8 protein-coding genes and 1 pseudogene are annotated in these 13,106 nt (G+C 44.5%); 2 read left to right on the top strand and 7 right to left on the bottom strand.

Annotation, left to right across the window (positions count from 1 at the left end):
- Positions 1-52: 52 nt before the first annotated feature.
- The 7 genes and pseudogenes from KZA12_RS09770 to nirB all read right to left on the bottom strand — a co-directional run bounded on the left by KZA12_RS09770 (position 53) and on the right by nirB (position 8,869).
- On the bottom strand, positions 53-1,432 hold the full coding sequence (locus KZA12_RS09770) for an NAD-dependent succinate-semialdehyde dehydrogenase (protein WP_218690120.1): 1,380 nt from the start codon (positions 1,430-1,432) through the stop codon (positions 53-55).
- 101 nt (positions 1,433-1,533) lie between these two features.
- Positions 1,534-1,689: pseudogene (locus KZA12_RS09765) on the bottom strand (agmatine deiminase family protein); the annotation flags it as partial.
- Between the two features lie 123 nt (positions 1,690-1,812).
- Complete coding sequence (locus tag KZA12_RS09760) at positions 1,813-3,141, bottom strand: glycosyltransferase (protein ID WP_218690119.1); 1,329 nt, start codon at positions 3,139-3,141, stop codon at positions 1,813-1,815.
- A 210-nt stretch (positions 3,142-3,351) separates the two neighbouring features.
- Positions 3,352-4,224 (bottom strand): TIGR03915 family putative DNA repair protein, encoded by an 873-nt coding sequence (locus tag KZA12_RS09755; RefSeq protein ID WP_201622602.1) that lies wholly within the window; start codon positions 4,222-4,224, stop codon positions 3,352-3,354.
- A 61-nt stretch (positions 4,225-4,285) separates the two neighbouring features.
- Positions 4,286-5,554 (bottom strand): putative DNA modification/repair radical SAM protein, encoded by a 1,269-nt coding sequence (locus KZA12_RS09750; RefSeq protein ID WP_201622601.1) that lies wholly within the window; start codon positions 5,552-5,554, stop codon positions 4,286-4,288.
- 309 nt (positions 5,555-5,863) lie between these two features.
- Complete coding sequence (nirD, locus tag KZA12_RS09745) at positions 5,864-6,229, bottom strand: nitrite reductase small subunit NirD (protein ID WP_201622600.1); 366 nt, start codon at positions 6,227-6,229, stop codon at positions 5,864-5,866.
- 51 nt (positions 6,230-6,280) lie between these two features.
- Positions 6,281-8,869, bottom strand: coding sequence for a nitrite reductase large subunit NirB (nirB, locus tag KZA12_RS09740; protein WP_218690118.1), 2,589 nt, complete (start codon positions 8,867-8,869; stop codon positions 6,281-6,283).
- Positions 8,870-9,474: 605 nt separating this feature from the next.
- Between nirB and KZA12_RS09735 the strand changes: the two genes are divergently transcribed.
- Together KZA12_RS09735 and KZA12_RS09730 are read left to right on the top strand one after the other, a co-directional pair.
- Positions 9,475-10,977 carry a NarK family nitrate/nitrite MFS transporter gene (locus tag KZA12_RS09735; protein WP_218690117.1) on the top strand — a complete coding sequence of 501 codons (1,503 nt, stop codon included), beginning with the start codon at positions 9,475-9,477 and terminating at the stop codon, positions 10,975-10,977.
- Positions 10,978-10,981: 4 nt separating this feature from the next.
- A complete protein-coding gene (locus KZA12_RS09730) occupies positions 10,982-13,051 on the top strand; it encodes a bifunctional serine/threonine-protein phosphatase/kinase (RefSeq protein ID WP_218690116.1) in 2,070 nt (689 codons plus the stop codon).
- Positions 13,052-13,106: the final 55 nt, after the last annotated feature.

Below are 13,106 nucleotides of genomic sequence, written 5' to 3'. Positions count from 1 at the left end.
TTAAAAGAATGTGACCTTATCAAGATAAGCAGAGGTTCGCATTGACCCAGGTTTATGCTGTGGTTTTATTGCGTATGAGTTTGTAATTTAAAAACTCAGTAATACCAAGAGTACCTAGCTCTCGACCGAATCCTGAGCGCTTGACCCCACCAAAGGGTGTGCTGGCTTCAGTACCAGAAGGCGCATTGATAGTGACCATGCCTACTTCTAACTTGTCAGCAATCTGTGCAGCTAGCTCTGGGCTTTGGGTTTGTACCGAAGCGCCAAGGCCAAAGGGTACGTCGTTTGCAATTTTAATAGCATCATCGATATCCTGAGCTTTATAAATCACTGCCACAGGGCCGAACAACTCCTCACGGTAAACGTCCATGGAATCAGTGACATCTGTGAGTACGGCAGGCTTAAACCAAGCGCCAGGCTTATCAGTTATTTTGCCGCCCTCAACCAATACCGTTGCTCCAGCTTTGACAGCACTGTCCAGCTGCTTTTGTAAGTTATCAGCGGCAGCTTTTGATGACATAGGACCAATAAAGGTTTGCTCATCTAAGGGATCAGCTAAGGTCATGGCATTGACTGCAGCAGTAAAGCCTTTAACGAAATCGTCATAAACGTCGGCAACGACAATCAAGCGCTTAGCGGCATTACAGGCTTGACCAGTATTACCAAAGCGTCCAACGATTGCACCTTGTATCGCCTGCTCAATATCAGCGTCCGCTGTCACAATAAAGGCATCAGAACCACCAAGTTCTAATACGACTTTTTTGAGGGCGCTGCCTGCTTCTTTAGCAACGGCTGCACCAGCACGTTCAGAACCGGTGAGAGAGATGCCTTGCACTCTTTTGTCTTGAATAATGGTGGTGGCTTGCTCATTGGTCGCAAAGATATTGTTGTAAACACCATCAGGTAGGCCGGCGTCTTTGAGAATCTCAACGATAACTTCTGCAGTATTAGGGCATTGCGGCGCATGCTTTAGGATAATAGTATTACCCGCCATGACGTTTGGCGCCACAAAACGAGCAACCTGATAGTGTGGATAATTCCATGGCATAATGCCTAGCAGCGCACCAACGGGATATTTTTCTACCTTAGCCGTACCTTCATCAACTGCGATCTCGCTAGGTGCTAATAGCTGTTCTGCGTTGTCTGCATAATAGCGGTAAATCTCTGCTACTAGGCCGATTTCGCCTTTGGCTTGTGCCACTGGTTTGCCCATTTCAGTAGCAACGATTCGTGCGAGCTCATCTTGACGCTCAACATAAATGTCAGCAACTTTATGTAATAAAGCACTGCGCTCACTAAGCGGCACATGACGCCAGTCTTGATAAGCGGTATCGGCATATTCGATAGCTTGCTGGATATCTTTATCACTAGCGACTGGATAGGTGGCTTGAAGCTCACCAGTGGCTGGGTTATTGACTTGATAATCGCTCATAAAATCTCCTTGGATTAGAATTCATTTTTAGTTATGTTTTAAAGATAGGGACTAAATAACAAACCAACCAATAAATACTTTTACAATGTATTTACTGCTGGCTACTGCTGGGTAATATAAGCAATATTGCTATCATTAAAAATAATTGCTTTAGTCTGTACTCTCACTACCTGATGCTTAGGGAAGATTTTTTCAAGGTGTTCAATCGTTAAGCTGTCATTTATATCAGCGTATTGAGGGGCAATAGTGCTGAGTTCACCGAATAAAAATTGAGATAAAAAAAGCCCAACATCAACATGTTAGGCTTTTTTTAGTTATAGCGATAAAGAGTTATTGTTAATAAGTACACAGCACTTAACGTCTATAGCTTTATTGAGCTGCTATTTATTATCTCTGTGCACTTTTGTCGCAGGCTTCTTTTTTATAATAGAGACAGGATTGTCTTTTGTCAGCTTGTCATTAGATTTGATAGGCTCATTACTGGCAAAACGATCGGATACTTTGCCGCGATTTTTGCTAGCTGACTTTAAGTGTTTTTTTATTCTCATGACTGAGTAAGCATCCGATGTTGCTTGCTCCTCGATCAGTGCTTGATTATATAATCCTTGATAAACGGCTAAGGTTTCTTCGATCATTTCACGCATAGTAAACAGATCAGTCATATTAGGGCGAGTAACACTCTCTAACTGGTTCCTGACGGCTTTACAAAGCGCTTGAGCATTGTGTTTTTTGACTAATCCTTGCGGATACAAAGGCTGTAGTATTTCAGTGAACGCCGCTTGATCCCAGCCAATTACTGGAGTCCCTAAATGTATAGCTTGCAAGGCGTTAATACCGATAGACTCAGGCTGATTGGCTAAAGCCATGACAATATTGGCTGCTGATAGCCATTCGCGCATATCATTACGTTTGCCACCGACATAAGTAATGCGCTCACTCAAGTTCAAAGCATTGCTACGCTGGCGAAAGTCTTCATGCGCCACATCACCCTCTCTATAGTCTTCATCCATAATAATCACATGAATGAGCGGAAACTGCTCCTGCAAATTACCTAAGATATCAATCAGCCATTCTTGACCGTACTCATGACCGATAATCGTCGGAAACACTAGCCACTTTTTATGTTCAAGCTCAGGATATTCAGCAAAGGTGCGACGTATCCAATAGACGGAAGGGTTGTGTCGATAAGGATAGCGACGGGTATCAATACCACGATAAATACGTCTAATAGCTTTACTGCCCATATGCTCACGGCGCAGACCTTTTTTGAGATAATTGGTCACGCTGTCAGAGACGGTGATGATAGTATCGACGTCAAGTAGGGCTTTTGAATATTTATTAATAGGATAAAAACCATACATCGTCGATACTAATTTGGGCGGACGACTAACTCGCGCTCGACGTAGAGCTAAATGTAGTATCCATGCTGGCGTACGCGAGTGCACGTGGATGACGTCAGGGTTATACTGTTCAATCAAATGACGTAAAGGTATGATTTGTAATAACGATATCCAAGACTTTTTATTCATGTGCAATTGGTGATACAAGGTACCGTCGCGCTCAAGACGTTTTACTAACTCATTATCATAGTCAGCGCTGGAGATAATAATAGAAGTATGGCCGTTTTTTACCAAAGCACGACCAAGATGAAAAATACCACGTTCGGATTCATCATGTTTTAGAGACGACAACAAGCGCATAACTATCATAGTAGCAACAACTACTCAGTAAAATATTTAAAGGTTAAAAAGCATGCCAGCTGCTATTGTCAGTTAAAAACTAGCAAAACTCAACCATAACCGCAAACTAGCCTAGAGAAATAAGTTCTTTTGCCAGCAGTTGTAAATACAGCATGGCTATTTATAGTAGCTTATTAATCAAGCTCCCGCATTATTAACGCAGAGCCATTTTAGCCAACACTAACGACGCTTTTGTAGATAGTCGGCATTAGGGAGTATTTGTTTTTCGCTAAGATACTTCCAATAGCGCTGCGGCAAATATTGCTTGTGTAGCCGTGAGTTTTTGCGCTCTTTGATATTAACATTAGTAAAGTAACCTTGCCAAAAGCGCTGATAACGCTGCTCATCAGCACTATGAATGCTGGCCGGATTGCGCAGCACCGCATTATCAAGGTCGGTAATAGTTTGCAATTCGGCCGGGCGAGAGGCTGTACTTTGGCTTTTGTCGTAATAAATACCATAGCCACGGGCTAAGTCATAAATCGCCCAATGTTGATCCTGATAGCGTTGGCGAAAGTGCTCTCCAATCAATGGCAACACATTGAAATCAGGTTCTACTCGAGCAAAATAAATATCATCGGTAGTGTGCTCAAAGCGCACAAAAGCTTCCATACGATGTTTTTCTCGCCCAACTGACTTTACCGTTTGTGCCAATTCCAACACATAAAGATTACCTAAGTCTTGTAAGATGGCGCGCTTAGGATAGTCGATAGCGTATTTGATTACCTGAAATAAGGTAGTGCCGATGTCCATCTTTTCGGATAAAAAGCCCCATAGGACTTGGCGCATACCTGAGCGGCCTAGTAGCTTATTTAATTTGATTAACACTCTTTGAGCTTTTTCATCATCGATAGCCACACTACTAGCGGCACTAATCAATGAGGGGACATAACAATCTTGGGCGGTCAACTGTAAGCTCGGATCGTGCTGAAGTTTATTATCGTACACATAATATACGGCGCTAAGCCAACCCTCAAAGCTTGGCTCATAAAGCACGATACTAGCGGTCAAATGACCTAGCGAATAGCTGTCCTTTGCGATCAGTGCTGACATATTTTCCTCAAGTTGCTATCAATTAAATCGGCTCAGATAGAGGTGATGATTGCCGCACTGTTTAAAATAAAGCTAACTGGCCACTACGCTGATCTTTAAACTTAGTCTGAGTTTGCGCCAATACATACTGACGAAAGTTATCACGAGTCAGATGCGAGAGGTGCTCGTTCTTACCAGTAGTGGCGATAAAGTATTTAGCGCGGTTTACCGCTGCGCCCATTTTCTTTAGATGATATAAAGTTAGCTGATTAAACTTACGGGCTTTTACTATCTTTTTAGCAGTCTTAACCCCAATGCCAGGAATCCGGACGATCATCTCGTAAGAGGCGGTTTGAATATTAACAGGGAAATGCTCACGATGACGAATCGCCCAAGCCAACTTAGGATCACAATCTAGATCTAAAAACGGTGAATCTGGCTCGACAATTTCATGAGCCCCAAAGCCGTAAAAGCGCATTAACCAGTCGGCTTGATAGAGACGGTTTTCACGAATCATCGGTACTGGAGTACCAATTGCTGGCAAGCGGCTGTCAGACAGCATCGGCACATAGCCAGAGTAATAGACGCGTTTGAGATCGTATTGTTTATAAAAGTGACTCGATAGCTGAATAACTTGTAGATCAGTCTCATTACTAGCGCCAACGATCATCTGACTGGTCTGACCAGCTGGGACAAATTTTGGTGCTTTTTTATGAGTTTTACGACTTTCACGGATAGTGATGATTTCTTCTTTCACCGTTTCCATTGGGGCTTTTAGTTGCTCATGTGACTTCTCTGGCGCTAGTAGGGCTAAGCCGGACTTAGTAGGAATTTCGATATTAACGCTCAAGCGATCGGCATACAGGCCCGCTTCTAATAGCAGCTCTTTTGAGGCACCAGGGATAGTCTTTAGATGAATATAGCCATTAAAACGCTCACGAGTACGCAGGATCTTAGCAACCTCGACTAAGCGCTCCATAGTGTAATCACCGCTTTTAAAGATACCGGAGCTGAGAAATAAGCCTTCGATATAGTTACGACGATAAAACTGCATAGTCAAATCGACTACTTCTTCGACGCTAAAAGCGGCACGTATAGTGTCATTGCTCTTACGAGAAGTACAGTAAGCACAGTCATAAATACAATGATTGGTTAATAAAATTTTCAGTAGGCTGACACAGCGACCGTCTTCAGTATAGCTGTGACAAATACCAGTCGCTGAGGCATCACCCAAGCCACCGCCTTGGTTTTTACGCGTGCCAGCAGAGGAGGAGCAAGAAACATCATACTTGGCAGCATCGGCCAAAATGTTCAGCTTGCCTTGTAGTCTTTCATAATTGATGGTTGCCATAAGTAAGGATTTACCACTTAATTAGTAGAAGACTATTTTAGCAAAGTGCTAGGTAAGTCACTGTAATTATTGGATAAACAACAAAACTATACGACAACGGCTGTCGTATGAGACAGCCATTGTGTTAGCCCTAATGATATAGGCGCAGCAGATAACTAGTGTCGTTCATTAACAGGAATACAGCCAAGTAGTCTGTCGCCATAACCGCAGTGTTTTATCTCTACACTTATGGCTTCTAGCTTTATAAACAGCCCTGTAAATAGGCAATAATCAAGGATGCATGGACTCATAAGTGCCAGCCGCTAGCCGTTAACCAGCATCAGATAGAGGGCTGCTAATGACGACATCGTCACCTTCTAATTGCACAGGATAAGTGTCAATCTGGATACTGTCATCATCTAAGCACTGACCAGTAGCCAGATTAAAACGCTGCTTATAAATAGGGGAGGCGACATAAAGTACGGCCTTCTCTACACCTTTATGATCAGTGATAACGGTATCACCAAGTAAACCTCTAGAGAGTACGTTGGCTTGACTAAAAGGATCATAATTATCAACCGCGAACAGCTCTGCTTGCTTAGTACAAAAGATGGCGACCTGTTTGCCATTGATTAGTGCGCAGACACCAGTCTCTGGAATGATATCATGAAGTTTACAAACGGTTTGCTGGGACATTAGATAATCCTTAAAGAGTAAGAGTAAAAGTTAACGACAACGAACGGCAGCCTAAACAAGTTCAATGGTTTTAATCTGGGCTTTTTCAGCCTCAGTTGCTGGGCGAATTTGCTCGCGCTCAGTTACAAACACCACATTATCATCGCCTTTTTCGCTATTGACGAAATGACGGAAACGTTTGAGTTTCTCAGTATCAGTGATAGTCTCTTTCCACTCGCAGACATAGTTATCAATTAACAGCTGCATCTGTGCTTCTAGCTCAGCCGCTATCTCTAAACTGTCGTTGATGATGACGTCTTGCAGATACTCAAGACCGCCCTCTAAGCTCTCTCGCCATTTTGAGGTGCGCTGCAATTTGTCAGCGGTCTTAATGTAGAACATAATGATGCGATCGATATACCGCACTAGGGTTTCAGTATCGAGATCTGTGGCGAACAGCTCGCCATGACGCGGGGTTATACCGCCATTACCACAGACGAATAAATTCCAGCCATTTTCAGTCGCTATCATGCCAAAGTCTTTACTTTGCGCCTCAGCACATTCTCGCATACAGCCAGATACGCCCATTTTTATTTTATGCGGGGAGCGTACCCCTTTATAACGGTCCTCAAGTCTTAATGCTAAGCCGATGCTATCATCGACGCCATAGCGGCACCAGTTATTGCCAATGCAAGACTTTACCGTGCGCAGCGATTTGCCATAAGCATGTCCCGTCTCAAAGCCGGCTTGTACTAGCTCAGTCCAGATATCTGGCAGTTGCTCCAGTCTTGCACCAAACAAGTCGACACGCTGACCACCCGTAATCTTAGTGTATAAGTTATAGTCTTTGGCCACTTGACCCAGCACAATGAGCTTATCAGCAGTAATCTCGCCACCTGGTACGCGCGGTACTACTGAATAGGTGCCATCCTTTTGGATATTACCCAGGTAGTAATCGTTGCTGTCTTGTAGTGGGGCCAACTCAGGTTTGAGCACATAATCATTCCAGCACGAGGCCAAGATAGAGGCAACAGTCGGTTTGCAAATCTCACAGCCGCGGCCACTACCATGCTCAGTCAATAGCGCATCAAAGGTTTTGATCTCATGCACCCGAACTAAGCTGTATAAATCTTGACGCGAGTAAGAAAAATGCTCACATAAGTCATTATTGACTTCAAAGCCTAGGGTCTCTAACTGATAGCCTAAGGTGTCTTTGACCATCGGCGCACAGCCGCCACAGCCTGTAGCAGCACTAGTACAGGCTTTCACGTCCGCTATTGAATAGGCGCCGCCCTCGACCGCTGCGCAGATATCGCCTTTGTTGACGTTATAGCAAGAGCAAATAGTCGCGGTGTCGGGAAGGTTTTCAATACCCATTACCGGCTTTTCAACATTAGGCAATATCAAGCTCTCAGGATGAGCGGGCAGGTCGATATCGTTCAGATACAACTGTAATAGGTTGTTATAGTCTTCGGTATCGCCGACTAGTACTGCACCCAGTAGCTTTTTATTATCATCGGTGGTGACCAGCTTTTTATAAATGCCCTCTTTAGGGTTTTGGTACAAGTAGCTTAAGCTGCCCTCAGTCTTGCCTTGCGCGTCACCGATACTACCCACGTCCACGCCCATGAGTTTGAGCTTAGTACTCATATCCGCACCAGCAAAGGTTTGCTCAGTATCACCAGCGATTTGTGCGGCGCAAATACTCGCCATGCTATAGCCGGGTGCCACCAGACCAAATACCTTATTGTCCCACACCGCACACTCGCCAATCGCGTATATATTCTCAGCAGTAGTACGGCACTGTCCATCGATTAAAATACCACCGCGCGCGCCCAGCTCAACGCCGCACTGCGAGTTGTTTTTCACAATGCCATCTTGCGGCCGAATACCGGCACTAAAGACGATCATATCGGTATCGAGCGAAGTCTCATCGGTAAACTGCATCGTCAGATAATGATCATCTTCGCTCTGCACGCTGTTGTTATCGATGATCTGTTGGGTATTTTTACCCGTCATTACCGTCACCCCAAGGGCTTCGATTTTTTGTTTCAGTATCTCGCCGCCAGCAGGGTCTAATTGCACGCCCATAAGCTGCGGGGCAAACTCCACTACATAAGTCTCAAGGTCTAATGTTACTAAGGCTTTCGCCGCCTCAAGCCCCAATAGACCGCCACCTACAACCACGCCCTTTTTGACTTTGGGCAGCTCAGCGATCGCCAGTATCTCATCCAAATCGGCAATGGTTCGGTACACATGGCAGTGCGGATGGTCTTTGCCTTCGATTGGCGGTACAAAAGGATACGACCCCGTCGCCAGTACCAGCTCAGCGTAGCCTATCTGCTCGCCATCTTTGGTCGTGATGCACTTATTAGCGGCATCAATATCGACAATGCGCTGATTTAAGTGCAGATTGACCTTGGCGGACTCATAGGTGGCGAGGTCGACCAAGTTGAGCTTGCTGGCATCCTTATGCTCAAAGTAGCTGGACAGATATACACGGTCATAAGCGGGGCGGTCTTCCTCAGCGAATACATGGATATCAAAACATTCATGCAAGCCTTGCTCAATGATTTTGGTGATAAAGTGATGGCCGACCATGCCATTGCCAACCACTACTAACTTCGGTTTATGCGACGTACTCACTGTAGGGTTACTCATGCGCTTATCCTTGATAATGGGCTGGTTTAGATAGAGCTACCTGAATACCGTTATTACTACCTTATGATCACAGCCTAGGTGGCTAATCTTAGCTAATAACACAAGCAGCAGGTGGGCTCTTGTCCCTACAAAGCATCAATAACTGTGCCAAGCCTAGTGCTAGAAGGTGGTTTATGATCGATAATTTATAAGAGTCATATCAAGACAGGGGGAATAGTATCAGGGGGTTTGAGACTATTTGAAGAAGGTGGTTTACTATTCATAAAAGTAATAATGCTAAGCCTAGAGTGGATTGTTAGCAAAGTATCACTGCACCAAAATAACCTGTTCAATGCACTGCATTGGTATTTATTAAGCGGGTTAGCTGTCGTCATTAGTGCCCTATAGTTGAGTTTTATTTATTATCGATTTACGGTTAAAGAGTACTTACAAGTCACTTAACACTAAGCGTTACTGCTTGAAGTGTTGACGGAATTTCAGGCGTATAACGATTTTTATAAGGGCAGATGGCATAGCCATTGCACCTTGATAGCTGTTCTAACTGATAAGTTTCTGTATTTAACTTATTGCAACTATCCAAGGTTAGCCACATAAGGAAATCGCCTATGTCATCGTCACTGCTCATTCCTCCCTCTAAAGACAAGATCAACGTCTTATCTTTTACCGGTAAAAACAGGATTCTGCATTTAGGGTGGATGGCATTCTTCTTCACCTTTTTTGTATGGTTTAATCATGCGCCTTTTTTATCAGCGATTGGCGAGAGTCTTAATCTGACTAGAGATCAAGTGAAGACGCTGCTGATTTTAAATGTGGCCTTAACTATCCCAGCCCGAGTTATTGTCGGAATGCTCACGGATCGCTTCGGTCCACGCTTGGTATATACTGCGATTTTGGCTATTGGAGCGCTTCCCTGTTTTACCTTCGCTTTTGCTCAAGATTATAATACTTTAGCTTTGTCGCGTTTTTTACTGGGTTTTGTAGGGGCAGGTTTTGTCGTGGGTATTCGTCTGATGAGTGATTGGTTTCCGGCTAGTGAGCTGGGCACAGCCGAAGGTATTTATGGTGGCTGGGGTAACTTTGGTTCAGCAGCAGCGGCATTATTGTTACCCACAATTGCTATCATCGCGGCGGCCATATTTGGGGGCGATGAAGGCTGGCGTTATGCGACTGCAACCTCGGGCGTGGTGATGATGCTTTATAGTGTGATATTTTATAAGTTGGTACGTGATGCCCCTAAAGGAGCGACGTATTTTAAACCGAAAAAGTCTGGAGCCATGATGGTGACCTCAGCCGGTGACTTTTGGCTGATGATGGTGTTTAAGCTGCCGATGTATTTGGCATTAGCTTTATTGACTTGGAAGTTGTCACCTGCCGGTGTGCATTTAATCACTCACTCCAGTGTTAATATTATTTATATTGGCTTGATTGTTCTTTATTTTTACGAATTTGTGAGTAGCTATCGTTTTAATAAAGAGATATTCACTACGCCTATGCCTGAAGCGCACCGTTACGACTTTAAGCAAGTAGGTGTTTTGAACATTTTATACTTTGCAACTTTCGGCTCCGAGCTAGCCGTAATCTCCATGTTGCCGCTTTTTTATCAGGAGACCTTTAGTCTATCGATGGTGATGGCTGGGGTGTTAGCTTCTAGCTACGCTTTTATGAATTTGATGTCGCGCCCAGGGGGTGGTTGGCTCAGTGATAAGTTCGGTCGTAGAATTACTTTATTAATTTTGACAGCGGGTCTGGCAATAGGGTACCTGTTGATGGGCTTTATGGATTCAACGTGGCCCCTAGCTTTAGCTTTACTGATTACTATGTTCTGCTCGTTTTTTGTACAAGCAGGAGAAGGGGCAGTGTTTGCGGTTATCCCTTTAATCAAACGTAGCATGACCGGACAGTTCGCAGGGATGACAGGAGCTTACGGTAATGTGGGGTCAGTGGTCTACCTGACTATCCTCAGTCTGGTCTCCTATCAAGTGTTCTTCTTCGTGATCGCCGCAACAGCAGTAGTTGGATTTTTAGCACTATTCTTGTTAAAAGAGCCAGAAGGGGTCATCATCGAAGAGATGCCAGATGGTACCTTTGCCCAGATTCAGGTGAGCTAAAAGTATGGATACTGATACTCAAAAAGACCGTAAAGCATCAACTAGCCCTAACAGAAATGATACCTCGTGGTCGATTGATTTTTATACTACTAAGGGTCGTAAAGCTGAGAACCAAGACAGCATACTGATCACCAGTTGCTTGCCATATGGTTTTTTAGAGTCGACACTTGCATACCCAGATCAGTCAAGTTTAACGCCCCTAACGGATCAGCCTTTATTGGTGCTGATAGCTGATGGGGTAAGTGCTTGTCAATTCCCCAAACAAGCTAGCCAATTGGTTGTCAATACGATCGCTCACCACCTTACTATCGCTTTAGCGCAGGTGGTGCAACCAGCAGATAATCTGCCCTGTAAGACAGACAGTCAGCCTTCAGTTGACTTCACAACAGCACTAACTGACCTTGACGATAATCAAGTTGCAGGCCTCATCAAGGTCGCCGTGAATAAAGCCAATGATAGTCTATACTTTCCGCAAGTCTATCAGCGGGTGCCACCCCTGTTATCCACACTTTCAGGCCTGCTGTGTATCGGCGATCGTATTCACCTATTCCACACGGGTGATTCGCGTATCTACCTTGTCGGCGTAGATAGCTTGCTGGCACTAAGCCAAGACCATCGGGTACATCAAGGGCTGCATAAGGGAGCGCTTAGTGCTGCTATGGGCGCAGACACGCAAGTTACCTTGCAACAATCAGTGTTTACCCTGCATCAAAATGAATGCTTAGCTATGATGACTGATGGGGTCTATGAGCATATTGAGCCTGCCGAGTTACAGTTTGAGCTATGTGCAGCAGCGGCTATATTGCAGCCTATAGTGGCAAGTCACCGATTACCAATAGCGCCGAAGGTCAGCCAAATGTTGTGTGAGCAAGCCTTAATACAGGGCAGTCATGATAATTTAACCATGATTTGGTTGCAAAGACATGCTCAGCCAACGGCATCTAAGCTCAATAACCCTAGTCAAGCTCAGTCTATCAATTGGCCTGATGACGCCTCTAAGAGGGACAAGCAAAATGTCAGTAGCAACGATATCGATCGTTACCAGTTACTAGCTAGCTTGGATGTTGGCGATAACATTGATGGTTTTATGGTTATTGAAGTGATCGCTCGCACTGCTCGTAGCGAGGTATATCTGGTACAAGATAAAGAGGGTTATAAGTTTGTTTTAAAGTCGCCGAGCCTCGACGCTGTAGGCGATGGGCATTATCTGCGTGAGTTTTTAAAGGAGCGAAAAATTGGCTTGAGTCTGTCTAAGCATCGCCGTGCAGGCGAGCCTGCTTTTAATCAAGTGGACCCCAATAATCTGTCCATCGATAGGCTAAGCGTCAGTGCTCATCAAGAAAATGGCTCAGCGCTTAGTGCATCGGGGGTGTTGCGCTATTATCCAGTACCAGCGAGCAGCAGGTATCTATACCACTTGACAGAATATATTGAAGGCGAAAGCCTACGAGACTTTATCACTCATAATGCCCCTTGTGATATATGGCAAACTTACGATTTGCTAGTCAAGATTGGTATGGCTGTTCGAGTGATGCACCGCCATTATCTATTACATCAAGATATCAAGCCTGAAAATATCTTGTTGACCACCTCTGGCACAGTCAAACTGATTGATTTTGGCTCGGCCAGCTCTTTAATATTGAAAGATAGTACTCGACCCCCTAATGGCGATCTGCACTATGCTGCACCAGAATATTACACTGATGCACCAAAAGGCGTCCATTCTGACCTTTTCTCTATAGCAGTGATTGGTTATGAATTATTGACAGGACAATTACCTTTTAGCTCTCAAACTTTGATGAGTCCGCATAAGGATTTAACACTACCAGTGCAGTGGTTACATCGGCAGCGGGTACCCTTCGCTAGCCAACAGGCGTTAATGCGTGCACTCCATTCTAGTACCCAAGCGCGCTATCAAGCGATAGGTGAGTTTTTACAAGACTTTAACCCTGATAATAGCAGCAGTATTAACGATCCTGAGCCTCTTATTGTACGCCGTCCGTTATTGGTATGGCACAGCATTTGCTTCATTGAGTTTGTCATTATCTTATTGCTGTTGGCCTATATCAGATAGCCTTGATTAGACTGCCTTGATCAGGAGCACTGAGCCCAGCTATATAAGTAACTTT

Origin of the sequence: Psychrobacter sp. BF1, assembly GCF_019279065.1 — a bacterium.
In the GTDB taxonomy this organism is placed as follows: Bacteria; Pseudomonadota; Gammaproteobacteria; order Pseudomonadales; family Moraxellaceae; genus Psychrobacter; species Psychrobacter urativorans.
Note: the sequence above shows the minus strand (reverse complement) of the source record. Positions and strands in the feature narration are given on the sequence as shown.